The sequence below is a fragment of the Moorena sp. SIO3A2 genome, from assembly GCF_010672265.1.
In the GTDB taxonomy this organism is placed as follows: domain Bacteria; phylum Cyanobacteriota; class Cyanobacteriia; order Cyanobacteriales; family Coleofasciculaceae; genus Moorena; species Moorena producens.
Window position 1 is genome coordinate 408,502 of the sequence record NZ_JAAHHC010000011.1, and the last position, 23,896, is coordinate 432,397.

19 protein-coding genes are annotated in these 23,896 nt (G+C 43.7%); 11 read left to right on the forward strand and 8 right to left on the reverse strand.

What is annotated here, in order from left to right:
- Positions 1 to 12: 12 nt before the first annotated feature.
- The 7 genes from F6K64_RS15720 (at position 13) to F6K64_RS15750 (ending at position 10,957) form a co-directional block, all read left to right on the forward strand.
- Positions 13 to 1,827, forward strand: a complete 1,815-nt coding sequence (locus tag F6K64_RS15720) for a TrbI/VirB10 family protein (protein ID WP_287265793.1) — start codon at positions 13 to 15, stop codon at positions 1,825 to 1,827.
- A gap of 273 nt (positions 1,828 to 2,100) precedes the next feature.
- Entirely contained in the window at positions 2,101 to 2,955 is an 855-nt protein-coding gene (locus F6K64_RS15725; RefSeq protein ID WP_009149096.1) for a hypothetical protein, read from the forward strand.
- Positions 2,945 to 4,330, forward strand: a complete 1,386-nt coding sequence (locus tag F6K64_RS15730; protein WP_009149095.1) for a hypothetical protein — start codon at positions 2,945 to 2,947, stop codon at positions 4,328 to 4,330. Before F6K64_RS15725 ends, F6K64_RS15730 begins: the two co-directional genes overlap by 11 nt.
- A 137-nt stretch (positions 4,331 to 4,467) precedes the next feature.
- Positions 4,468 to 6,414 carry a type IV secretory system conjugative DNA transfer family protein gene (locus F6K64_RS15735; protein ID WP_131826891.1) on the forward strand — a complete coding sequence of 649 codons (1,947 nt, stop codon included), beginning with the start codon at positions 4,468 to 4,470 and terminating at the stop codon, positions 6,412 to 6,414.
- 581 nt (positions 6,415 to 6,995) lie between these two features.
- Positions 6,996 to 7,328 (forward strand): hypothetical protein, encoded by a 333-nt coding sequence (locus F6K64_RS15740; protein ID WP_287247518.1) that lies wholly within the window; start codon positions 6,996 to 6,998, stop codon positions 7,326 to 7,328.
- A gap of 4 nt (positions 7,329 to 7,332) precedes the next feature.
- Positions 7,333 to 8,856, forward strand: coding sequence for a hypothetical protein (locus F6K64_RS15745; RefSeq protein ID WP_009149091.1), 1,524 nt, complete (start codon positions 7,333 to 7,335; stop codon positions 8,854 to 8,856).
- 406 nt (positions 8,857 to 9,262) lie between these two features.
- Positions 9,263 to 10,957, forward strand: a complete 1,695-nt coding sequence (locus F6K64_RS15750; protein WP_287265795.1) for an ATP-binding protein — start codon at positions 9,263 to 9,265, stop codon at positions 10,955 to 10,957.
- Between the two features lie 385 nt (positions 10,958 to 11,342).
- On the opposite strand, the gene F6K64_RS15755 is transcribed toward F6K64_RS15750, so the two are convergent.
- A complete protein-coding gene (locus tag F6K64_RS15755; protein ID WP_287247520.1) occupies positions 11,343 to 12,149 on the reverse strand; it encodes a hypothetical protein in 807 nt (268 codons plus the stop codon).
- A 336-nt stretch (positions 12,150 to 12,485) separates the two neighbouring features.
- Between F6K64_RS15755 and F6K64_RS15760 the strand changes: the two genes are divergently transcribed.
- Entirely contained in the window at positions 12,486 to 13,376 is an 891-nt protein-coding gene (locus tag F6K64_RS15760) for a DUF6753 family protein (protein WP_009149086.1), read from the forward strand.
- A 100-nt stretch (positions 13,377 to 13,476) separates the two neighbouring features.
- On the opposite strand, the gene F6K64_RS15765 is transcribed toward F6K64_RS15760, so the two are convergent.
- The 5 genes from F6K64_RS15765 to F6K64_RS15785 form a co-directional block, all read right to left on the reverse strand.
- Positions 13,477 to 14,559, reverse strand: coding sequence for a tetratricopeptide repeat protein (locus tag F6K64_RS15765; RefSeq protein ID WP_009149084.1), 1,083 nt, complete (start codon positions 14,557 to 14,559; stop codon positions 13,477 to 13,479).
- 626 nt (positions 14,560 to 15,185) lie between these two features.
- Positions 15,186 to 16,058 carry a 6-carboxytetrahydropterin synthase gene (locus F6K64_RS15770; RefSeq protein ID WP_287265796.1) on the reverse strand — a complete coding sequence of 291 codons (873 nt, stop codon included), beginning with the start codon at positions 16,056 to 16,058 and terminating at the stop codon, positions 15,186 to 15,188.
- 90 nt (positions 16,059 to 16,148) lie between these two features.
- A complete protein-coding gene (locus tag F6K64_RS15775) occupies positions 16,149 to 16,850 on the reverse strand; it encodes a J domain-containing protein (protein WP_009149080.1) in 702 nt (233 codons plus the stop codon).
- Between the two features lie 133 nt (positions 16,851 to 16,983).
- The gene (gene cysK / locus F6K64_RS15780; protein ID WP_009149078.1) at positions 16,984 to 17,934 is read right to left on the reverse strand and encodes a cysteine synthase A; all 951 of its coding nucleotides are present in this window, start codon (positions 17,932 to 17,934) and stop codon (positions 16,984 to 16,986) included.
- 148 nt (positions 17,935 to 18,082) lie between these two features.
- A complete protein-coding gene (locus F6K64_RS15785) occupies positions 18,083 to 19,993 on the reverse strand; it encodes an iron uptake porin (protein WP_009149075.1) in 1,911 nt (636 codons plus the stop codon).
- Between the two features lie 226 nt (positions 19,994 to 20,219).
- Here F6K64_RS15785 and F6K64_RS15790 point away from each other — a divergent pair, with 226 nt between their 5' ends.
- Positions 20,220 to 20,519, forward strand: coding sequence for a hypothetical protein (locus F6K64_RS15790; RefSeq protein ID WP_131826892.1), 300 nt, complete (start codon positions 20,220 to 20,222; stop codon positions 20,517 to 20,519).
- 164 nt (positions 20,520 to 20,683) lie between these two features.
- On the opposite strand, the gene F6K64_RS15795 is transcribed toward F6K64_RS15790, so the two are convergent.
- Positions 20,684 to 20,965 (reverse strand): 4a-hydroxytetrahydrobiopterin dehydratase, encoded by a 282-nt coding sequence (locus F6K64_RS15795; protein ID WP_009149074.1) that lies wholly within the window; start codon positions 20,963 to 20,965, stop codon positions 20,684 to 20,686.
- A 511-nt stretch (positions 20,966 to 21,476) separates the two neighbouring features.
- Positions 21,477 to 22,535 carry a photosystem II D2 protein (photosystem q(a) protein) gene (psbD, locus tag F6K64_RS15800; RefSeq protein ID WP_008183309.1) on the reverse strand — a complete coding sequence of 353 codons (1,059 nt, stop codon included), beginning with the start codon at positions 22,533 to 22,535 and terminating at the stop codon, positions 21,477 to 21,479.
- Positions 22,536 to 22,804: 269 nt separating this feature from the next.
- Here psbD and F6K64_RS15805 point away from each other — a divergent pair, with 269 nt between their 5' ends.
- Together F6K64_RS15805 and F6K64_RS15810 are read left to right on the forward strand one after the other, a co-directional pair.
- Complete coding sequence (locus F6K64_RS15805; RefSeq protein WP_008177880.1) at positions 22,805 to 23,071, forward strand: UPF0367 protein family; 267 nt, start codon at positions 22,805 to 22,807, stop codon at positions 23,069 to 23,071.
- A gap of 24 nt (positions 23,072 to 23,095) precedes the next feature.
- Positions 23,096 to 23,764 carry an energy-coupling factor ABC transporter ATP-binding protein gene (locus F6K64_RS15810; RefSeq protein WP_008177882.1) on the forward strand — a complete coding sequence of 223 codons (669 nt, stop codon included), beginning with the start codon at positions 23,096 to 23,098 and terminating at the stop codon, positions 23,762 to 23,764.
- Positions 23,765 to 23,896 lie beyond the last annotated feature (132 nt).

Here is a 23,896-nt window from a genome sequence, read left to right on the forward strand (position 1 = left end):
CTGGGAGAAATTATGAAGCTATCAGATCTCAAAGACTTTGATGTCCAAAGCATCGAACATAAATCTGAAGAAGAAATGAGTAAAAAAACTCTGATTCAGCAGAACAGTGGTGCAGAGAATACCGCCCCGACATGGACAGAAGAATCATTAGCGGAGTTGTTACAATTTGATACTAGTTATGACCAAGAAAAAAATCCTAGCAGTCAGGGGGTAATAGCATCGACTGATGGTACCGCTGATTTAGATCCAGACTTAAATGTTACCCAAGCGGAATTCGCCAAATCTGGTTGGGCAAAAGGTGCTTCGGTTGGTGCAGTAACTGGGTCAATTGCTGTAGTCGCCGGATTAGTTTTTACAGGGATGACCTCCTTGTCTTCTAAGAAGAAATTGGTCGAAAAAGTTACTCCGATTCCCACCAGTGTTGATAACGAAGCGGAAAACGCGACCGATTCTGAAATCGGACGACTGAAGACTGAATTAGCCCTAGCCAAGCAACAAAAACAGATCCAAGCCATTCAAGAGAAAAAAAGACCAAAAACAACCATAGAGCTTGCCAAGTCAGAAGAACCCCTATCACCGAAAACAGCTCCACCACCTCGTCCTAGGCCAGCAGTGCGTTCAGCACCACCCCCTCCTGTGGTAAGAGCATCAACCCGTCCAGCACCCCGTCCAGTACGGCAACCGGTGGTAATTCGTCAAGCTCCCCCACCACCGCGTCCAGTGCAGCAACCAGTAGTAATTCGTCAAGCTCCCCCACCCCGTCCAGTGCGGACAGCACCAGTGCGGAGAGCACCAACACCACCCCCTGTGGCAAAAGCACCAACACCTCCTCCACCTCCTCCAGCCCCAGCACCAAAGATAGATCCCATGGAGCAATGGCTGGCTTTGAGCCAACTGGGAAGTTATGGTTTGAGTTCGGTGAATACTCCAGAAGCGCCACAGGAAAATGTGGCGATGATGGAACCAAGCCCACAAACACAAGCAGTAGCCCAACGAAACAATGGGATCAGGGGACGCTCTACTATTGCTAGTACATACTCAATTCCAGCTGTACAGAGAGTTTCCAACTCTCCCAATCCTCCCCAACCCCTTAATGGATCTCCCGTTATCTTTGCTGATCAAGTTGCTATCTCAGAAGAAGCCAGTATTTTAGCTGGGAGACCGATCAGACGGAAGCTATTTTCCTTTGGTCAAGAAGCAGCTGGAGAATTAATTACACCAATTGTTTGGACAAAGTCGAACCTATCTCGAAATTCTCAACAACCAAATTTGGATGAACGATTTGTGGTGCGTCTGAGTGAGCCTCTAGTGGATCAAGATAACCAAGTTTTGCTCAAAGCTGGTACCAAAATTGTCTTTCTCTGTGACATGGTTGATGATAGTGGACTAGTCAATAGTGATGCGATCGCATTAATCATCGATGACCAAGAATATCAGTTACCCCCAGGAGTGATTAGTCTCAGAGGAGATAAGGGTAATCCCATGGTGGCGAATGTCTGGGATCGGGGTTCTGATGATATCGCCAGAAATGACATGATCGCCTTCTTGTTTGGTTCTGCTGCCAAAGTCGGAGAAGTACTCAATCAACCTGAACGGAGTCAAATTATCACCTCCAGTGGTTTTGGCTCAAGCCAGTCTAGCACCTTCACTAGTCGAGACCGCAACCTATGGGGAGCAGTGCTTGAGGGAGGGTTTAAACCTCTTGCTCAGGACATTGTAGAGCGTAATGCTTCAGCAACACGCCGACTACAAAATTTGCCCAAATTGTGGTATATGGGTGCCGGGAGTTCCGTACAAGTTTTTGTCAACACACCCTTTGAGCTGTAGTAGCCTGTCTTCTGAATTCATAACCCTGAATTCAGAAGACGGACTTAGCTGATAGCTGAGGGACTGGATCAAGACAATACTTATAGCAATCGAAGTAAAAGTTAAGACATATTTCTGTTCCCTGTTCCCAGATCCGCTGTTCCCCCCTTCCGCGCGGGGGGTTAGGGGGGATCCGCTGTTCCCTTTAAAACACAATAGTATGTCCTAAACTATACTGCCATTGCTATACATTTTGACGTTTGAATTTTTCATTTTAGGAGCTTGTAAGTAGCCATGACTAATTTTTTTTCAGCCTTGGAAATCAAATTAGGTCAAGAGTTAAAAATTACCCCAGCCAAAACTCAGATTTTTTTACTATTTGCTTTATCCCTTTTTCTAGCTAAGCCAGCTTGGGCAGATCCTGGTAATTCAGCTATAGCAGTCAAACGGGTAAGTCTAACCTCTTCTGGGCAATCTTCAGTGCCTCAAAATAGCCCAATTCCAGTAGCATTGGCTCCAGGATATGGAGTAAATATCAGTTTCATTTCTACTGGGGAAGTTATTGAAAAACTCTGGATTGATAATCCCTCATTCGTTGCTGTTGATGTCGATGGTTGCTTAGATAACTTAGTTGCTAAAAAAAACTGTGAGTATAATCAGGCAACTGTAATTCATTTGCGCCGGATTGAACAACTTGATATTCCTGGTATACCAAAGACAAATAGCACACTTTTGACAGTAGTTACTCGTTCTGTTGAGGGTAGGCAAATTTACTTATTTAAAGTGACTCCAGCTGACCGACCTAGCGAAGTAGTCATTGAGTTTAATAAGCCTACTCCTTCCGTAGACTTTATAGTCGTCGATGCCATAGAGCGGGGGATCTTTCGAGCAACCTTACAAGGACTTTTAGTCAAGGGTTCAGAACTTCATAGAAAGTTAGATAATTTCGTAGTTTTTATCAAAGACGGTCAGACTATTTCAAATGCCGCCACTCAAGCCGGTATTTCTTTGGAATTGGCAGATAAATTGCAAAAAATGGGTCGTCGTCCAACTGTTCCAACAGCCATTTCACAAATGAATGAACAGAAAAACACCATTGAAGTCCTAACTAAAGAAGTCGTAATCCAGGAGAAAAATAATGAGCAGTAAGCATCAGAGAAAATCCAATAAAAATAAACCTTGGTTGCAAATGGATAAGCATAGGCGAAAAGGGTTTATTTTACTATATTGGTTCGTCACTGGCTTAGGTCTTTGCTTTTTACTTTCTGGTATTCTTATTGCCTCTGGATTAAGAATGCCAACAGCGGTCGCAACTCTTACTCCTGTTCAAAACAGTAAACTACCAGTAAAAGAAACGAAAATTGAACCCAAGGTAGAAGCACAAGTAAAACCACACGTAAAACCAAACGTAAAACCCAAGGTAGCATTAAATGCTGCAAGTTATCCTCTGAAAGACTATCTGCCAACCACCGCTTGGGAGGGAACTAAACTACCAAATTGGAATCAAGTCACCTTCGGAAGTTTTCCCGGTATTTCTCAAGGGGGTTCTTTTCAAGCCTCCTCAGACGTGATTAAAGCCGTAGGTTATGACCCATCAAGGATATGGTTAGCTGGTCAAACACCAGACCAATATATGAAATTAGGAGACTTTCAGCAGATATTTGAGCTACAAAATTTTAGCTTGAATAACATTATGTCCCTAACCGGATTCGACTTAGGAAATCTTTCCTTAGCAGATTTTGGGTTAATGAGCTCCCAAACCTTAGGTAGCTTAGTAGACGCCATCCCTGATTTGGAGAGATATACTATAGAACAGCTGCAACCAGTCTTTGGTTTACTATCGATCAATTTGGCCAGTAGCTTTGACCCAACAGAAACCTTAGGAGACTTTTTAGCATTCTCACCCCACCTCAGAGACCTTTCCTTTGACACCCTTGACCTATCAGGTTATACCTTAGATTCCCTACCTGGTATTGATGTTGCTCCCTTGGCTGCATTTAAGGATTGGCAGAATACCAATATCGCTCAAGTTCCTGGCTTATCCCAAGTACCATTTTCCCAATTTCCCAATCCGATTCAAGCACAAGGAAGCGCCATTGGTATTTTGGATATTGCCTTTGGCATAGCTGAATCTCAACGCTATAATACCATTTCCGGTAGTGATCAAGAAGGATTTAAAGTTCCCTGTGACAGTGAATGTGCTCATATCGAATTAGCTGGTCAACCAAGTATCAAAGGTAAGCAGTGGATTAGTGGTAAATATCAAGAAGTTCAGGGAGGTTCCGGTTTTTTAGGACAAATAAATGATGGGATGGAACCCACTGGTAGACACCCCTTTGGCGATGCCTTTAAGGTAGTAGTTTGGGATACATCAGAAACAGAAGGCTCTGCTGGTACAGCCTTGTTTTTCCGCTATTGTATCCGTAACACTTTTGTGGATTTAGGTTGTACACCCTATTTCATTGGTCCTGTACCATTTCTATCCTACCAGGAGAAAGATCCAATCTTTTTAGGCTTACTTTAGTCATTAATTTGAAAATTGTTAATTGTTACAGGACTTACGCAAAATTAGTATAATTAGTTAATAACGCACCCTACCGAGAGATTGATTGCATAAGTCCTGTGTTTATTGTCCTTTTTCAATTTTCAATTTAAAAAAAAATGAAACAGACTCCAAATCATGTTGTTAGTCTACCTCCGGGATTAATTTATCAGCAACTTACCAAAGAAAATCTTATAGATTTTTCCCAAACTAATCAGGGAATCACCATCACCAGCTGTTTGATAGCTTTGGGTTTGCTAGCGATAATACCGGATGGCAAGAAAGGTCAATTAGCTACAGGTTATTGGGGAGGGAAAAAGGAGAAAAAAGCTGCTCGTAAAAAAGCTCAGGCACAGATGGCTAATCTTTCCAGAAACTCCGTTGCTCTCTACGTCGGCACTCCCGAAGACATTCAGAAGCGTCAGGAGCAAGAATGGATAAAGCAGGGGAAATTGAAAAAGCAACTGAAACCTGAAGCTTTCAATTGGTTTAAGCCTGCTGCCGAGTCCTTATATCTTCCCGATGCCCAACGAGGAATTGCCGCCATTGGAGCCAGTGGTTCAGGCAAATCCTTTTCAGTCTGTGACCCTCTAATTCGTTCATCCCTTGACCAAGGATTTCCTACAATTATATATGACTTCAAATATCCAGCGCAAGCAAAACGAGCTGTGGGTTATGCTTTAAAAAGAGGTTATAACGTACATATTTTTGCCCCTGGTTTTCCCGAGTCAGATGTCTGTAATCCCTTGGATTTACTCAAAGATGAAGAAGATGCGATCGCAGCCGGTCAAATCGCCCAAGTCATTAACCGAAATACAGATTTAACTGGCGGAAAAGCCAGTGGTGATAAGTTCTTTGAAGATGCGGGTGATAGTTTAGTCGAAGGAATCTTTTTGTTAACAAAGGCAGTTGGTACCTTAGTAGAAAATCAGCGATATTGTGATATAATGACAGCACAGGCAATTTTAAGTTTGCCTGACCTAGTTAGCCGATTGGAATTTGCTTCCCAGGAGAAATTAAATGTCTGGACCACTCGCCCCCTATCCCAAATCATTAGCATCAAAGAAAGTGAAAAAACCGTAGCCGGTATTATCGGAATTGCTCAGAGAACCTTCCAAAAATTCTTGAAAAAAGACTTTATGGGAGCATTTTGCGGAAAAACCACCTTACCTTTAGATTTAGAAGGAAAACAACTCATCGTCTTTGGGTTAGATCGAAATAACCGGGATATTGTCGGACCACTATTAGCAACAATCCTCCATATGGTAATTAACCGAAATGTATCCCGAATTAAACCTCGAACAGACCCTCTAGTTGTTTCCCTAGATGAGCTACCAAGTTTGTACTTACCCCAGCTGGTAAACTGGTTAAATGAAAACCGAGAAGATGGGTTTTGTGGTATTCTAGGCTATCAAAACTTAGGACAATTAGAAAACAGGTATGGCAAAGAGCTGACCAGAGCTATTCTAGGAGGTACAGCTACAAAGTTCATCTTTAATCCCCAAGATCCAGACTCCGCTAAAACCTTCTCTGACCTATTAGGAGAGTTTCAAATTCATTTCAAATCCAAATCCAAGAGTAGTGGTACAGGGGGCAGTTCTCACTCTAAATCCGATCAAAAAAACAAGCGACCACTTTTAGAGCCCGCTCAGTTTATTAAATTACCTACTGGTAAAGCAGTGATCATCAATCCCGCTTATCAAAGAGCCAAAGAAAGCTATGTGCCTTTGTTAGAACAAATTCAAATTCCTGAATCTGATCTTAAAGAGCAGGAGTGGTCAGAAAATTTATGGGAGAGTATTCGAGAGCATTTAATTAAAGTCAAGAGAGCATCTCACCGAGTTTCTAATCAGCAAAGGGTGCGTCAACTTAAGGAGAGAATGGCATTAGTAGAGCAATTATTTCCATTGCCAACAGATGGAGCTAGACAAGCACCAGCATCATTTTCTCCTACCCCAGCACTAATCCCAAAATCTGGATCTATGTCATCCACGGCAACTTCTCATTGGCCTCCACGTCTATCTGATCAAGATGTCTCACCAGACCTTCTGGAAGGAAGTTTTTAATGAGTTACTTTCATAGAAGTTACAGGTTACAGGTTACAGGTTACAGGTTTCAGGTTGCAGGTTGCAGGTTGCAGGTTGCAGGTTGAAGGTTGCGTAGGGTGCGTGATAAGACGGGCTCGCCCTCATTTTCCGCCTCAACGCCCGGGTTGGGACAGCCCGTTCGATTGTAACGGGCAAGATGCCCATTCCACCCACCGGGTCAAACAGTAAAAGCGATGCAGCTTCGGAACAGGGGAGGCAGCGCGGTCTTGGGGGTTCCCCCGGAGACGAAACCTGATTACGTTGAGCCTTTATGGTTGGTAGGTTATGCAAAAAAGGGTTAAAACTTGAGGCGCGACCCCGTAATTTAATTCGCCATAGGAAAGCGCGCCTCCATTGATTAAGGCTCAACTGTCTTACGGTAACTTCAAACCACTCGCGCTTTGCCGTGGTTTCCCCCACTCGCTATTGCATCAAGACAATGAGATGCACCCTACAGGTTGCAGGTTGAAGGTTGCAGGTTGCAGGTTGTTCGCCTTTGGCGTTCGGTGAAGGGTAAGTTGCCATCTGATAACTTTAAAATTGTGTAATTGGAGGAAGCCATGTTTTCTAACTATAAAATAAATCCTGTAGATGATTTAGATAAGGCAACAAATAACGTATCCGATCTACCCTCATTACCCATCGACTATTTTCCTAATGTGATTGAGATTTTTGATCAATATGGATTATTAGCTGGCGTAGTGGTGTCCAAAGGCATACCCTATGAAATGCCTAGGCACAAGGATCAGGTCAGTGACTACAATGCTTGGTATTTTGATGGACAGCTTTGCGTGTTTTATCGAGGAAAAAATATTTTGCTTGATCGCACTCAGAACTTGCAGCACCGAGCAGCAATTTTTGGAGCCTTAGGGTTGGGAGCATTAGGAGTTTAAAACCATGGCAAAAGTAACAATAGTCAGTGAGTCCTATGTATCATCTTTACAAGGACAATACCAAGGTGTCATTTCCAAATGGTCAAGTGGACTGGCAGCATTTAAGCAAAAGCAGCAGCAAAAGCAAGAACAAAATCGACAGGCTCAACAACTCAATGGTCAGGTATACAATAGTAATCAAGAGCCTGAAATTAAAATTACCGATGAGGATAAAGTAGTCTATGGTAAAGATGGAGATAAGTTGGTCAATGACTTGAACTCAGACATCATTGGTCAGTTGACTTTAGCCAAAGAGTCATCTGTAGGAGAGATGATTGGAGTCACCAATAAAAAAGTAGAATTGGATGGAATCGTTATTTTACAAACTAATGATGAAGGTGTGGTAAAGGTTAACGCTTTTGATGAACAACAGCTACAGGGGCAAAAACAAAAGATATCTAGTCCAATTCAACCACAAAACCAATCTTTAAAACCAAAAGTCCAACCCGTAAAAGCTAATACTGAAACCAGAGGTGGATTATATTCAGTACGACGCTCAGTGCAGGCTTTAGAGAATACACCACTAAAGCAGTTTTTGCAGTGCCAGGTTAATGAGATGCGTATGCTTCGTAGTGCTCAAAAACAAAAACAAGAAGCTATGCAATCGGAGTTTCTATCTGAATTGATTGAAGCCCGAATGCTTCAATCCAAGCAGCCGAGTTGGTGGGAAAAGGTTGTTTCACCGATTTCAGAAAAAGTGGAAAAATTCAAAAATGCTGTGTCTAATTACCATGAAACATCCCGTCAAAAAGAAGCTGCTGCTACCTTAGTACGCTTAATCAATTCTCAAGCATCACCAGGACAAGATACCTATGAATCAGCAGAGTATACGATTCATCGCGAGGATAATTCCTATGCAATGAGGGACAAAAAAGGTAAGGAATTGATAAAGTTTCGCGCTGGTGCTATGGGGGTCACTGTACAGGGAGAACCCAAACTCAATGAACAGCAATATCAAGAAATTTCACAGGTAAAAAAGCAGTTAGATTGGGGACAGAAACCTGAGGGAAAGTTTCGGCAATTAGGAGCTTCTGAGGCTGACTACTTTAGCCGTGTCAAGGCAGTTGCAGATACATTGGTCGAGTATGCCCAATCACAAGGAAATACTGTCCAGGTTGAAGGTAAACTCAACTATAACTGGAGAGCAACTCCCAATGGCGATATCACAATTGCGGCTAAGGACAGACGAGGAACCATCTTTTCACAGCAGAAAGGACAATTTATGTCCCAGATGACACAACGGGATTTATCCTACTTTGAGCAAGCCTTAAAACCTTTAATGAGCCAAGCGCCACAACGACTAGTTCAGCCCTCTCGATCATCAGTGCAGTCTCTAAAATCTCAAAGCCTAGGTGCTCCTAACCCCTTTGCTCACTCCAGTTTAACAGCACTAGCTTCAAGCAATGGACAGGCTTTTCAACCGCCAGCTAAAACACCTTTCTCGGAACCGATTAATCTCAAACAGAAATCAAAGGAGCTATCTTTGTAAGGCTTTTTGTTAACTGTTAACCCTCAACAATAAACAACCTGATATAGCAATCCTCTATAATTCGTGAACAGTCACAGGTCTTACTCAGTAAGGATTCAGCTATCAGCTATCAGCCATCAGCCAAGGCCAAGTTGGCCGTAGGCCACGCTACGCCAATGGCCACGCTACGCGAACAGGTATAAGCTATAATGTATTAGCTATAATTTATAAGCTATAATGCATCAGCTATAATGTATTAGCTATTAGCTATCACCCAAAGGCTGACTGCTGACTGCTGACTGCTGAATGCTTACCTTACTCAGGACTCATTACTTTCTTAGCAAAGACTAGTTTAAATGGAAGTATTGTTCACAAATTATTTAGGATTGCTATAATTTCATTTTGAATCAATAACGTTTGCTTGAAAATGAATATACCCGAAGTTGGGACATTATTAGAATGCTATGGAGCAGTATCTATAGGAATTCCCTTGATTGAAAGACACAATGTACTCAGGTGGATTTGTCAGAGTCTTACCCAGGATGGAGTATTCCTGGTTTACCTCTGGAATTTAGCTAGTCGTGGATTTCAGAAAATTGAATGGGATGGAAATTATGATACCTTAGAAAGTTCAATGGTTAATGTCCTAGAAGATCGTGAGCCATTTGCACAGGTTGTTGAAGTGTTGAATTTTTGTCAAGCCTATTCTGGTAAAGCTCTATTTATCTTAGAAGATTTACCGTCTTTACTCGATAGTGCTGACAGTGGGCAAACCATAACCATCAGAACCTCATTGTCTAATGTTCTCTACAACTTTGGTCTCTCAAGCGATAAGTTTCTAATTCTTTTGGATACGGGGGAGAATGAGTTACCTCGAATTTTAAACTCAATTATTCCTGCTGCCGAATTTCCTTTCCCAGAACCCAAGGAAGTCACGGCATTATTAAAAACTCATTTAGTAGAATATGGTTTGGCTGACCAAGAAACACCTCTAGACGACAGACTAGCTCGGTCTATCGGGGGATTGACTCCGGAAGAAATTCGGATGGCAGTCAAACTGGCGGCGAAAAAAAATAAATACGCCCCCATAGTGTCTTGCCTGTTAAGCGATCGCTCTGAAGAGCGCGCCAAAGGCGAACGCAAGCAATTTCATATAGCAGTCAACAAAGCCCAATCTCAATCAGAGCTAGCCAAGCAATTAATCAATTACAAAATTCACAGACTCAAAGGATTTGGTTTAGAGTTCCTCAAACCTGATGTTGGGGAATTTGGGGGATTAGATAAACTGAAACAAGCCTTGGAATGGGTGAAACAAGATTTTTCTGATCAAGCCAGAGCTTATGGGATTCCATTGCCCAAGGGATGGCTATTGATTGGTCCTCCAGGAACAGGAAAAACCTTTGCTGCCAAAGTCTGTGCTCAAACCTTAGGATTTCCTTTAATTAGCATGGGAGTGGATTTAGTAATTGGTAGTAGTCCAACCCATTTAAAACGACTCTTGCGTCGAGTTGAGGCCGCGAGTCCTTGTGTTTTGTTTCTCGATGAATTGGACAAGTTTTTTGATTCCCAAACAAATAACACCAAACAAATTCTAGGAATTCTATTAACCTGGTTGCAAGAGAAAACAACTCCCACATTTGTGATTGGAACTCTCAACCGATTAGATGCTTTGCCTCCAGAATTAACTCGTGCTGGCAGATTTGACAAACTGTTTTATGTCGGTTTTCCCAAAGAGATTGAGCGGTTTGAGATTTTTAAACTCCATGCTAGCCGATTTGATCCTCGTTATCGGGAGGGAAATGGACCATTAACAGAAAAACAATGGCGTCGATTATTGAGTGCGACACGAAAATGTACTGGAGCAGAAATTCGTGCCATTGTAGAATCAGCAGTGCAGCGAGTGTTCCATCAAGGTCAGAGAACTCCTTTTAAAATTGAATTGGAAAATCTATTAGAGCAGCGAGAAGCAATGACTCCCTTGTATTCTCAGGATACCGAGAGAGTTTTAGCAATGGAAAATCGAGCAGAAGGGGTTTGTAAGCCTTCCTCTTCACCAGATAAATCAATTTTTGCTAGGGAAATAACTACCTTGTGGGGAGAACGATTAAATGTTGGGTCTTAAGTGATATCATGTCCCGATAATTATCCTTAATACCAATTTTTACAGCACACTATCTCCCCATCAATCTTCTTTATTATGGGTATTCAACCGGACTTAATCTGATATCTAATCCGATGTAATGAGTAATGGGTAATGGGTAATGGGTAATTGTGATTACTCTCGTACCATTACCCATTAACACTTAAGCCTTACCGATTACCAACCAGTTTAATCAAGGAATTTTATACCTTGATTAGGTTTAAATATAGCAGTCGAAGTAAAGGTTAAGACATATTTTGTTCCCTGTTCCCTTCCCCCCTTACTAAGGGGGGTTAGGGGGGAACCCTGTTACCTTGAAAACAAAATACTATGTCCTAAACTATACTTTCCTTGCTATAACTGCTGATTAAGACTTAAATTCCAGCAGAGAATTTATCCCCAGTTTGCTGCAAGACGATAGGAGATAGACAGCTTTAGTATTGCCTTTCAGGGCAAAGTATTCCCAAATATGAAGACAATCTCCTAAACTCATAGTTTTCATTATCCCTTGAGTTTCTGTATAACAGTATAGTATCTTACCCGAAAAACCTTTGGCTTTCAATTTTTTTAGTTTTCTCCTTGAGTTAATAATTCCCACCAGTAAAGCAACCGATGAGCCTATGGCATCCATGGCAGCGGATAAACTAACCCGAAACTCCTGATCATCCTCTGTCTTTAATATTTCTAATTGGGATTGACCAATTGTAATCCTAGTCGGGGTTGCTTTTAGCAAATCTGAATCTTGGTTAATTAAGTTTACCCTTGGTTGGATTAATTGATTTGGGTCTTTCTCTAATTGTTCAATGAGTTGCTTTAAGGAAACTGTTTGATTTTTATCCAGGTAGGGGGGGATGAGATTGTCTGAAACTAAATATTTCCAATAAGCCAGTAAGCTGTTGAGAGGATAAACAGTCAAGTTTCTCTGGGAAGGAGTAGTAACCCATAATTTTTGATAGCCATTTTCTTCAAGAAATTGTTGAGCTTGTCTTGGAGACTGTCTAATCGGTATAGACATTTGCCGTAAGCTAAAAACAATTTGGTTATCAAGGCTATAAGCTCCTAGGGTGACTTCCTCTAATTGAAGACAGATATGATCTACGTGGGGATAATCCAAAAAATCATCATCAATTATCTGAGGATCAGTGTGATGAGTTTGAGCAATTAGGTGGGTCATAGCCATAAATTCCTTCTTCTAAATCCCTTGATTTAAGTAAGCATATGCGCTACGCGCAGGCTACGCCAACAGCTATTGGCCGTAGGCCACGCTACTTGAGGTGCAGTCAGCCTGAGCGTAGCGCGTTAGCTAACTGCTGAATGCTTACTGATTTAACCTGTTCAAGTTTTTGACTGTTTCTCTTTCTTGGTAGTACTCTCTAAGCAGAGCAACGGATTGATTATGTACATATAACCCCTTATAGTAACGTTCCTTTTTTCAGAGAATTTTTATCGTTTCAGGATTTTAACGTCTCTATGTAACAAATATTTACAAATCTTGTTATTATCGAATTTTATGGCTATTTATAAAGAAGTAAGCAAACAAGGAATTAGGGAAATGGTAGGAAGTAATCTTTCTCAAGAAAACCTCTCCCACATCAAGCAACCTGAAAGTCTGTCAGATTTAATTGACGAGAGGGATAAGACGGATTACTCTCTATTGGAAAAGCTGTTAGAAGGACGTTCCGATAGCTTTAAGGCAAAAATTTTAGATTTAGTTGTTGCGACAGAATTGGACGCTAATGACCCGCTATTCCTATTTTTGGTAGCAACGTCCAGTTTGGAAACAATGTTAGCAGATACTCCTAAATCCTTAGAGCAGTTATTCCGAAGTTGGGAAAAGGATATCCAGCAGATGATTGATGTCGTGGGGCAATCCACCGTGGATATTCAGCGCCAAGAAATTGCTAAAGCGATCGCTCTTCAGAGCGCGCCAAAGGCGAACGCGTCTGCCATAGAGCAATCAAAAGTAACCATAGAATCCAAGTCAGAAAGACAGCCCTGTTCCTATCCACCCAAAGGGTCAATGGATTTTCCGATTGTTAAGGCATCTCCTTTTACAAACATTACAGCCATTTGTGGAGCTGTGGTTTTGTCATTGGTTTGTGGACTAGGAGCGGGTTGGGGGCTATCTGAGTTAAGTCAACCAAAATTAGACCCCAATGGTTCTAGACAACTAACCCTAGACGAAGCAGCTACCTTAAATTGGGCAATCAGTAAAGAGGGCAAATTAGCCAGAAATATAACCAAATGGAATGCGGGCTATTTGGATAACTTAGAGTGTCAAAAGGATGCCATAGAGGCAGGAATCCGGTTAAACTTTGGGGGAAAAAAAGCCACTAGCGGCTATTGTCTACTTTGGGTCGCCCCTCCGAGCCAGCGCAAGTATATAGACGACAATAAATAAGTGAACCCTATTTTATCGCTATTTTGATAGAGATCAGTGTCGGTGTTTTGGTAATGGCTAATAAGTACGAGCCTTATCCCGACCAGAAGTACCATTTCTCTTATGGATTAGTGAGTGCTAAATTTTTCTGATGGTACTCCATAGCTTTAGTGTAGTTTCCTTGAGAGTAATAAGCGGCTTTCAGACTAGCTATGGCTTTTTTTGCTGCCTTCCGGTCACCGATGGCTTGGGCAATACTCAAACGTTGTTCATAATATTCAACCGCTTGGCCATAATTGTCTAAAGCATCATAAGCCTTTCCCAAGCGACCTAAAGCTTGTTGTTCTAGACGGCGATTACCTATTTGTTGAGCTTTGAGCAATTGCTGCTGAATATAGTAAATCCCTTGAATATAATCTCCTAGTGCCAAGCAAGCATTACCCAACTTGCCCAGAATTTGTCCTTCTAGGGGAAGATCACCCATCTGCTGTGCGATCGCAAAACGCTGCTCGTAATAGTCAATAGCTTGAGCATAATCACCGATGGAGTAGCAGGAGTTACTAAGATTTCTCAGAATTCGCTCTTCCAGCTGCGGTAACCCAAGACTCTGGGCAACATAGAGGCTCTGTTGCTGGCAAGCTATTGCTCGGGGCAAATCCCCTAGTGCCTTATGGGCCAATCCTAGATTGTTCAAGGCAGTCACTTCTCCCAGTCGGTCTTGGAGTTGCCGCATAATAGTTAGGCTTTTTTGACCATAGTCAATGGCTTTGAGGTGATTTCCTTGGTGACGGTAGGCATTTCCCAAAATTCCCAAAACCTGGCCCTCAAGACGCTGGTCTTTGATGTCTTTTGCGATCGCAAGACTTTTGTTACTATATTTTATGGCTTGTTGAAAGTTGTCCAAGGAATAAGCAGTCAGGGCCATACCACTCAGAGCTTTTCCTTGACCCCGTCTATTTGCCAATTGCGCATACATTGCTAGTGCTTCTTGAAACGACTGTCTTGCTGCGGATAATTGACATCGCTGGTGCTGCTCAATCCCTTTCTCTAAAAGTTGAGCAGCTTCACCGGTGCGATGGTTTGACGCAAGGTCATGAACATTATCTGGAATGTTGTCAGGTAATGTAGGAACGAAAGTTTGGCGTGCTGCCTCTACTAGACGCTCCCTATATTCGCTGTCATCACACGGCAACCGGCTCTCCATTCCTATTGCCTCTTACGGATCATCAAGAGTTTTGTAGTTTTCTAAGTTTGCGCAATCGAGTAAAATCCTTTGCCATATATTCCCTTGTTTTGAATTGCTCAAGGTCGTATCTCATCCCTTGAGTGAGATACCACGGGGCAAAATAAGAGGATATAAAGGCTTTTAGATTTAGTGCAGCTCGACCTAACAGTACTAGTGCGGGTACTTTACTACCATGATAACCGCATCAATGCTGGTTCCGGCAACTTTACATATATCATAACAAATGATATACTAACTCTAACTTATGGATGATTTAATCTCAGCAAATAAAAATCCCTAGGTCAGCATTCAGCCTAGGGCTAATGGGCTTAGGGCATACTACCCTTGCCAGCTAAAATCGCTGTTCATGATCAGTGCAACAGAAACGAGCCTGCCCGATCTAGGAATCTGCTGACAGGCTCATCGGCCAGCAGGTTACCCTGTTGGCGGTGGTATAACCGCATAATCCCAGCACTTTGAACCTGTGGAGATCTCAAGACTAGGATTGATCACGGCAGTGAACTGTCAACGGTTAACAGCCAACCATCAACACAACGATATGTCTAAACCTAGAGAACTAAATCTGTTCAACTAAATCTGTTCAACTACATCACAGTCAGCAGAGTTTCTGTAGATGATGTTGCTGCTGACTTGGTAGTCTCTGGTGTGCAATAGACTTCGCAGGAGTTATTGGGACTTTCACTCAATTTCACCTTATGAAGTTGGACATCCAATTCTTGAATTGGTTGTTGCAATAACTGACAAATATAGATAGCAATATTTTCGGCAGTAGGAACAACCCGGGCAAAGTATGGAATGTCTTTATTGAGGAAAGTATGGTCAAAAGCTTCCAGGACATACTCATCCATGACTTGCTGCAAGGAGCCTAGATCAACAATCATGCCAGTGCGCGGATCCATTTCACCCTTAACTGTCACTTCTATGTGATAGTTATGTCCATGTCCGTTGGGACGAGCACACTTACCGTAAATCTGGTAGTTTTCCTCGTCACTGAGGTCAGGATGAGCTAGTCGGTGAGCAGCGCTAAAGTGGTTACTGATAGTCAGATATACTTCCATACCGTTTCCTTGATAGTCAGCCCAGAGTTTTGGATGTTCAAATAGCTGAATCTTCAGTAGTGGTAGATAGGTAACCAAGCGTTGCCAAATTACTCGTGCTATGTTTTCGGTAGTAGGTAAGGTTTGCTGAAATTCTGACCAAACCTCATTGAGATAAGCGTAGTCAAGTTGGCTGGTGACCTCTCGTTGGATCACCGTTTTGACTTTAGACAAGTTTTTCACCATGCCATACTTATCCAACTGAGCGGTCAGGGAAACGAACAGAACGTAGTTGTGTCCGTGTCCAGGAAATCTGCTCCCCAAACCAAACCGCTGAAGGTTCTCAGCTTCACTCAGTTCTGGTAACCAGTATCGGTGGCTGGCTGAAAACTCAGCACGGCGCTTAATGACGCATTCCATGTCAAGTTAGGTAAACTAGACTTATTTTCAGGATAAACTAATTTGGATTAGTGGTCGTTGGTAAGCTAAAAAAATAATATTGGTTACCCATTAGCAAAAATCTTTAACTGTGTCTTTAGCTTCCCAGAGCAGATGGGAAGCTATTCTGAACAGTTCTTGACCTGTGTGTAGGTGGTAGTCGTCGTAGTTAAGGGTAAACAGCTTTAATTCTTCTATCCCATCTCCTAACTGATTAAGACAGTAGTAGAGGTTAGCAGCAGCACTGGCAACGGTGGCAGGATTAGGTTGAGACTGAAACAGTCTCTGAGCTTGATGGAGATGATCACCACACTCTTCCAGATAAGCTTCAAACTCTGCCATGAGTTCATCATCAAACGGGTCAGCGGAGAGTTCATCAAGTTGAGCCTCTAGAGGCTCAAGGATATGACTAATCCGGTGGTTTACAGGTTGATAAATTTGCTGCAACCATTCCCCTAGCTGGGCATCAGTCTTTTTTCCCTTTTGCCGATGATGCTGGTAATGTCTTTGGGCATGAGCTGTTCGCTGTTGTCGATTCTGAGGCTCTAATGAATCCTGAAAGTAATTCCTCTTTTGGTCATAGGAACGCCGTCGCTCAGGGTTACTGAGTACCTCATAGGCAGCATTAACTTGGATAATTTTTTCCGGATCAGCGGTGGGGCTGTTGCTATCTGGATGAAAGCGCTTGGCTAGCCGTCGGTAGGCTTGTTTAATTTCTAGGGTCGTAGCGTGGGGATGAACATCCAAAGTTTGGTAGTGATTCGAGTCTGACATGGGCTACACTAAACCTACTGAAACCGGCAGCGATAGTATAATTGAGGTAGCAACTAAGCTCAATCCTTATATTTCCATCGATTTCCAGAGGTTTTAGGATAACTACTGAACCGAAGCGCCTTGCCCCATAACACTAATCAGTGGTGGCGGTTGGCTCTTGGAAGAGGGGGGTGCTTAGGTACCGTTCCCCAAAACTCGGTTGAATCATGACAATCAGGCATCCCTCATTTTCTGGACGTTTGCCAACTTCAATAGCCGCTGATAGTATGGCTCCAGTGGAAATGCCGGAAAGAATTCCTTCTTCACGGGCTAAACGACGACCGTATGCGATCGCATCATCATCCGTAACTGTAATCACCTCGTCAAGAAGTTCAACCTTGAGTACTTCTGGAATAAAACCCGCACCGATACCCTGAATTTTGTGAGGTCCTGGAGACCCTCCAGAAAGTACAGAACTACCAGCTGGTTCAACTGCGATCGCTTTAAAACTGGGCTTGCGTTTTTTGATCGCTTCAGCAACACCAGTAATTGTACCACCCGTACCAACTCCAGCCACCAGGAAATCCACCTGTCCTTCCGTATCGTCCCAAATTTCTTCAGCGGTGGTACAATAGTGAATTTTGGGGTTAGCTGGATTACGAAACTGTTGCAGCATATAGGCATTGGATGTGGTTTCTACAATTTCCTGAGCTCGCCTAATACAGCCACCCATGCCTTCACTACCTGGTGTCAGTTCCAACTGAGCACCATAAGCTCGCAACATAGCCCGTCGCTCGATGCTCATTGTCTCTGGCATGGTTAGGATCAGTTGGTAACCCTTGGCTGCCGCTGCCATTGCTAGAGCAATACCTGTGTTTCCCGAGGTCGGTTCCACCAAAATAGTTTTGCCGGGGGTAATCCACTCATTCTGCTCCGCTGTGTTGATCATGCTAACACCAATCCGGTCTTTAACAGACGAAGATGGATTCATGCCCTCTAGCTTGGCTACAATTCTAGCGACACAGCCTTCTGCTTGAGGAATACGGTTTAATTGTACTAGAGGTGTCCGACCAACCAGTTCGGTAATATTTGGAGCAATTCGCATAACTGTTGGAAATTCTGAGTTATTAGTTGTTATCCATCATCCATCCTAGTATTTTTTGACACTCCCACCCCTTCAAACAAAAATCCCCGCCTAGGGGCAGGGAAACCTAACTAATTCTCAATAGTCCTTGGGCAATTAGCCAGGGTCTTTAGAAGGTGAATGTGGTTCTGATGGTACCAATCACAGCATCATCATTACCGTCACTCTGCTCTGGATTAATCACCCAGATCACACCAGGAGTGATAGAGATATTATCGGATAGCTGATACTTGTAGAAGCCTTCTATGTGAATGGGGGTATCAATCTCATTCAAATCCGAATAGGGGACTGCACCACCAAAGAAACCTAACACACTACCTTCTTTCCCAAAATCGGGGAAGGCTAAACCACCGCCGTAACTCCAAATTTCACCATCTCCTTCACCAATCACAATCACATCGGTGTAGTTGAAAAATCCACTAAAGGAAATCTTGTCGGTGAGGCGAAACGCTAATTCTGCTCCGTAGGAGTTGGTTACCTTGTCAGCTGAATCAGCTATACGACTAGCAAGAAGTGCTTCTTGATTTAAGTTGGCAGCACGAGTACCTACTATACCATCTTCTCCAGCGCCTTTGCTGAATATGGCACTGTTCTCTTTATGGAAACCATGGACGTAAGTAAAGCCCACACCAATGCGGTCGTTGACGTTGAAGTTCAACTGACCCAAGGCAGAATAATCACCATTGAACAGACCTGAACCTTCATCAGGATCTGACGCATTGCCAGCTAGGTAACCCAGTGTGACAGTACTTGGTCCAATCACGCTCTCTAGTAAACCGAGTTGGAAGCTAACCCCTAAACCAGCACCACCACCAATCCGATAGATGGGGTTTTGTTGAGAAAATGTGGATAGAGAGCCACTACCACCATCGAAGTCTTGGAAATAGGGATTGAGTGTAGGAACGTAATCATCATGCCGACCACCAAAGGCAGCAATGTAAGTTGATACTTGACCAAACGGACCAATAGGAATGTCACCGTAATAGGCTAACCAGTCAACTCCTATATCGTTCCCGTCACCAGTACCATCAATCTCAGTGTTAAAGGTCTGGGTGAGTTCTGGGGTAATCTCACCCCCCGCTGTGAAGGCATTCAGGTTACCAGCACTCAGACGAGTTACTAAACTGTCTTGACCAGTGAAGCTGGTGTCGAGAACTAAACGAACCCTGTCACCAAAGACAACTTGGTTATTGTCATCTTCCCCAAAATCACCAAAGTTATTGGTCAGGGCGAATATGACTTCCCCTTCCAGTTTCGTAGTAGTGGAGAATTGGTGATCCTCTAGGAATGCGACTCGACCTTCGAGGTTATCGACCCGTGCTCCGAGGGTAGCCAGTTCTGCCTCAAACTCTTGAATCAGCCGTTGCAGCGTTTCTAAGTCTTCACGGGTAATAAAGTCAGCAGTACTAGCAGCAATTAAACGCTCAATCTGGTTCAAACAAGCGTTCAAGCCAGCCGCAAATTCGTAACGGGTGGTAGCACGGTTGCCACGGAAGGTGCGGTTTGGGTAACCAGCGATACAACCGTAGCGCTCTACCAGACTACGCAGAGCTTCATAAGCCCAGTCTCCAGGAGAAACATCCCGCAGTTGGGAAACACTAGTTACCTGATCTTGGCTGTTACTGCCTTCTTTACCGTAGCGTTGAATTTGATTTAACAGCTGGCTGTTATCTGAGGCTGAGGGGACGGCTTGGGCTATTTTTGTTTCTGCCTCCGGTACGTCTACCTTAGGAACTAGGGTATCGGCCTTTAAAGTTAATGATGTTCCCTCACCCAAGGTGGAGCCCATCGACCTGGAAAAAACTGGGGTATCCTTTACTTCTGGAGCAGTGGGGGCCGCCGCGATCGCCATTGTCTTTACTGGGACAGCTTGAAGTGGGGCAGCTTCCGTAGTAACTTGATTCTCAACTGTTAAGGAGTTGGCCTTGTTGGCTGCCTGTACCTCATTGGTACCAAAGGCGAGAGCAGCACCCACTACAGCAGGACTTATCAGTAGGGACTTCAACAGTAGTTTAGACATCTTCTCTTAATCCTCACACCTTTACAATTATTGAACTCTCCCCCGGATCAATCACGGAGGATGGTGACATACTCCCGACGCTGACAAGCACGCGACAGCACGGGCTTCTTACCAACACCAGCTACTGCTTAGGTTACTCGGTAAGCTTTATTAACGACACGGGATGCCCCTCCGCGCCGGAACAATACAAAAAAGTTCTATTTTCTTTGTACTGCAGGTGCGACCCGTGGCGAATTTAATTCGCCGACGGAAAGCGCACCTATGGAATTTTACCCATCCACAGATAACTCAAACTATCAAGTTTTTTCTGAAGGTCACCCCATATTCGTTGGTTGTCAAGGTTCAGGCGCGTAGGTGGCGGTTAGCTCTTAATTTGTTTTTCCCTACTATCCCTAGTACATCGCATTGGAAAGCTCTGTTCCGACCCTTGCCCCGCGCTCCATCCCTACACTTACTCTATACGGTAAAGTACGGGGATTCTCGCGGTTTAGATAAGAATCAGCGCTATTGCGATGAAACCTATTAACCTATTACAGGAACAATTTATTAGAGGAACAATTCTTATACTATAGCCTTTATCGACAAAGTGCTATACAAACTTTTTTGCCAATGCCTGTGAATGAACTTCTGCGCTAGCTGCGGGTCTATTGCTAAAGCAATTGTCACTTATTTAGAGTTATTGAAAGGATATTAACCCAGCTCTGAAATAACTTGCGCTAGGTCAAAATCTTTTGAGGTTAAGCCACCACTATCATGAGTGGTTAGAGTAATCGTTACCTTATTGTAAGAAATCTCTAGGTCAGGATGGTGTCCTGCAACTTCAGATGGTTCAACAAGTTTATTCACAAAAGCGATCGCTTCTACAAAACCCTTGAATGTCTTTTTACTACGCAGGGTTTTCCCTTCCACACTCCAGTCTTCTAGCTGACTCGCCTTGGCTTGAATTTCTGCATCGCTGAGTAGTTGAGCCATGATGGTTAGATCCACTCCTTCAACAATCCCAAAAAAAGACTATCCGCTCTCACGGCTAGTGTTTTGGTTAATCCATAACACCTGGTGTGAGAGCGGTCTAGCGGGTCTTCTGATTGAAACCAGGCTGCCGAGAGGAACTCTTAGGTAGCCCTGCCTAAGCAGTCATATAGATTCTCCGTAGAGAATCCAGCTAACTCCTAGAGAACAGCCCCGGCGCACAGCCGGCTAACTCCAACCAGATGACCCATGAGTTTACTACTATCTTCCATGGGCATCACCTCCTTTAATCCCTAAGCGGTTTTTTGTACCTTTCCAGGATTATTACCTTTTCTTACAATAACAGAGTATCCCTCAAATGGCAACCTCTGGAAACTAGCATAATTATAAGTTCAGCGAAGATTGCTCAGAACGTTCCAGTTTTCTGTTTCTAGAACTGCTCAAAGCCCCACCTCCAGGTGGGGCTTTGAGCAAATCCAAGCGCTAACCTTAATTCGGGATCAGCCTTGGAGTCTTACAGAGCGTTACCGCGAGGCAGTACTTCCTCAGGGAACTCAAAGTTTTGGTGAGGTTGGTCTGCTGGAGCCATCCAAGCCCGCAGACCCTCGTTCAGCAAAATGTTCTTAGTGTAGAAGGTTTCAAACTCTGGATCTTCTGCTGCCCGGATTTCCTGGGACACGAAGTCATAGGCTCGTAGGTTCAATGCTAAACCTACAATTCCCACTGCACTCATCCACAAGCCAGTTACTGGCACAAACAACATGAAGAAGTGTAACCAGCGCTTGTTAGAGAAAGCAATTCCGAAGATTTGAGACCAGAAGCGGTTGGCGGTGACCATTGAGTAGGTCTCTTCCGCTTGGGTCGGGTTGAACGCCCGGAAGGTGTTGGCTTTGTCCCCATCCTGGAACAGGGTATTTTCTACCGTTGCCCCATGAATGGCACACAGCAGAGCACCACCGAGTACTCCAGCTACGCCCATCATATGGAAGGGATTCAGTGTCCAGTTGTGGAAGCCTTGCAGGAACAGGATGAAACGGAAAATACCCGCTACTCCGAAGCTAGGTGCAAAGAACCAGCTGGACTGTCCCAACGGGTACATCAGGAACACGCTGACAAATACTGCAATCGGCGCACTGAATGCGATCGCGTTGTAGGGTCTAATGCCTACTAGACGAGCAATTTCAAATTGCCGCAGCATGAAGCCAATTAGACCAAACGCTCCGTGGAATGCCACGAAGCTCCACAACCCTCCTAGTTGGAACCAGCGGGTCAAGTCTCCTTGAGCTTCTGGTCCCCACAACAGCAGCAGGGAGTGTCCCAGGCTGTTGGGAGGAGAGGATACTGCTACGGTCAGGAAGTTGCAGCCTTCGAGGTAGGAAGAGGCTAAGCCGTGGGTGTACCAAGAAGTAACAAAGGTGGTACCAGTTAGCCAGCCCCCCAAAGCCATGTAGGCACAGGGGAACAACAGAATGCCTGACCAGCCAACGAATACAAAGCGGTCGCGCTTGAGCCAGTCGTCGAGGATGTCAAACCATCCTCTGGTGCTGGGGGCGCGTCCTACTGCTACTGTCATAGCAAGGATCTCCAGATATATATAAGTACGGTAAGCCGATTTACTTTCTTGCCAACTTTGCTACCTTACTAAAGGGCGTCTAAGTAAAGAAAAGTAAAGTTCGTCTAATATAACTATCATAATATGTCATAATTCTTAATTTTGCTACCCCCTTAAAAAAAAATTAGGTAATAACTGCACCCAAGATACCGCTCTTACCCCGGTTTGGGCTGGGGTCTAAGATAAGAAAAAGAAGTACATTTATAGAACGCGCTACGGCTTGATACTCCATGTTCACCATTGACTTGATTCTAAGGAATACACCCATGCCACTGTCTGTGCAACGTAAGTCAGAAGAAGAGGCGCAAGCGACCTACCAGGAAATTTTGACAGCCATGCGCTCTGGGCATCCTCAGTTGTTAGAACTCAGCTGCGATCACCAGCCAGAGAAGAAAATTGGCGTTCTCAGCGATCAGATCAGTGCAGCAATGATTTCTCAAAAATCTGGAGCCACAGGCTCAGGACGTACTCCCGGCTTCTTTGCCATGGCTGAATAAATTCATGGAACAGCAAGATATATAATGACTCAACCAGCAATTCAAGTAAGAGAGGTTGGCTTCAACTGGCCTAAAGGGGGGACAGTTTTGCAATCTTGCTCCCTGGAAGTCCCTAAGGGGGAGTTTTGGATGCTCTTAGGAACCAATGGCAGTGGTAAATCAACCTTACTTAGATTACTGGCTGGTTTATTGTCCCCCCAATCCGGTGAAATTTACCTAGCGGGTTCAGCAGGTTTTGTTTTCCAGAATCCTGATCATCAGCTAGTGATGCCTACCGTAGGTGCCGATGTAGCCTTTGGACTGGTAGCAGAAAAGCTCGACCTAGCTCAAGTTCAAGCCCGGGTAAAAGAAGCTCTAGCTGCGGTCAATTTACTAGACCTAGAACGACGCCCGATCTATGCCCTCAGCGGTGGTCAGAAGCAGCGAATTGCGATCGCTGGTGCGATCGCAAGACAGTGCGAGATTTTATTGTTAGATGAACCCACTGCCCTACTCGATCCAGATACCCAGATGGATTTAGTATCACAAGTGCGAAATTTAGTCAAAAGTAGAGGATTGACAGCCATTTGGGTTACGCACCGTTTGGATGAGTTGGATTATTGTGATGGAGCATTTTTGTTAGACCAGGGTCGGGTCATTGACCAAGGTCAACCGGAACGCCTGAAGCAAAGACTGGTAAGTCCTAATCACTGATTCTCGGGAAGTTTCCGGAAAGTGGTAGGATTTGTAATCGGCTAACTGTTAACAACAATAAGTGTTATAAATAACACTTATTGTTGTTATTGTAATATGATATGTTTTAATAGTTAAAGGTTGAGTGTTATT

What these genes read in the sequence shown, in the direction of transcription:
- F6K64_RS15720 (WP_287265793.1), top strand. Translation starts at nt 13, where the DNA reads ATGAAGCTATCAGATCTCAAAGACTTTGATGTCCAAAGCATCGAACAT.
- F6K64_RS15725 (WP_009149096.1), top strand. Translation starts at nt 2,101, where the DNA reads ATGACTAATTTTTTTTCAGCCTTGGAAATCAAATTAGGTCAAGAGTTA.
- F6K64_RS15730 (WP_009149095.1), top strand. Translation starts at nt 2,945, where the DNA reads ATGAGCAGTAAGCATCAGAGAAAATCCAATAAAAATAAACCTTGGTTG.
- F6K64_RS15735 (WP_131826891.1), top strand. Translation starts at nt 4,468, where the DNA reads ATGAAACAGACTCCAAATCATGTTGTTAGTCTACCTCCGGGATTAATT.
- F6K64_RS15740 (WP_287247518.1), top strand. Translation starts at nt 6,996, where the DNA reads ATGTTTTCTAACTATAAAATAAATCCTGTAGATGATTTAGATAAGGCA.
- F6K64_RS15745 (WP_009149091.1), top strand. Translation starts at nt 7,333, where the DNA reads ATGGCAAAAGTAACAATAGTCAGTGAGTCCTATGTATCATCTTTACAA.
- F6K64_RS15750 (WP_287265795.1), top strand. Translation starts at nt 9,263, where the DNA reads ATGAATATACCCGAAGTTGGGACATTATTAGAATGCTATGGAGCAGTA.
- F6K64_RS15755 (WP_287247520.1), bottom strand. Translation starts at nt 12,149, where the DNA reads ATGACCCACCTAATTGCTCAAACTCATCACACTGATCCTCAGATAATT.
- F6K64_RS15760 (WP_009149086.1), top strand. Translation starts at nt 12,486, where the DNA reads ATGGCTATTTATAAAGAAGTAAGCAAACAAGGAATTAGGGAAATGGTA.
- F6K64_RS15765 (WP_009149084.1), bottom strand. Translation starts at nt 14,559, where the DNA reads ATGGAGAGCCGGTTGCCGTGTGATGACAGCGAATATAGGGAGCGTCTA.
- F6K64_RS15770 (WP_287265796.1), bottom strand. Translation starts at nt 16,058, where the DNA reads ATGGAATGCGTCATTAAGCGCCGTGCTGAGTTTTCAGCCAGCCACCGA.
- F6K64_RS15775 (WP_009149080.1), bottom strand. Translation starts at nt 16,850, where the DNA reads ATGTCAGACTCGAATCACTACCAAACTTTGGATGTTCATCCCCACGCT.
- cysK (WP_009149078.1), bottom strand. Translation starts at nt 17,934, where the DNA reads ATGCGAATTGCTCCAAATATTACCGAACTGGTTGGTCGGACACCTCTA.
- F6K64_RS15785 (WP_009149075.1), bottom strand. Translation starts at nt 19,993, where the DNA reads ATGTCTAAACTACTGTTGAAGTCCCTACTGATAAGTCCTGCTGTAGTG.
- F6K64_RS15795 (WP_009149074.1), bottom strand. Translation starts at nt 20,965, where the DNA reads ATGGCTCAACTACTCAGCGATGCAGAAATTCAAGCCAAGGCGAGTCAG.
- psbD (WP_008183309.1), bottom strand. Translation starts at nt 22,535, where the DNA reads ATGACAGTAGCAGTAGGACGCGCCCCCAGCACCAGAGGATGGTTTGAC.
- F6K64_RS15805 (WP_008177880.1), top strand. Translation starts at nt 22,805, where the DNA reads ATGTTCACCATTGACTTGATTCTAAGGAATACACCCATGCCACTGTCT.
- F6K64_RS15810 (WP_008177882.1), top strand. Translation starts at nt 23,096, where the DNA reads ATGACTCAACCAGCAATTCAAGTAAGAGAGGTTGGCTTCAACTGGCCT.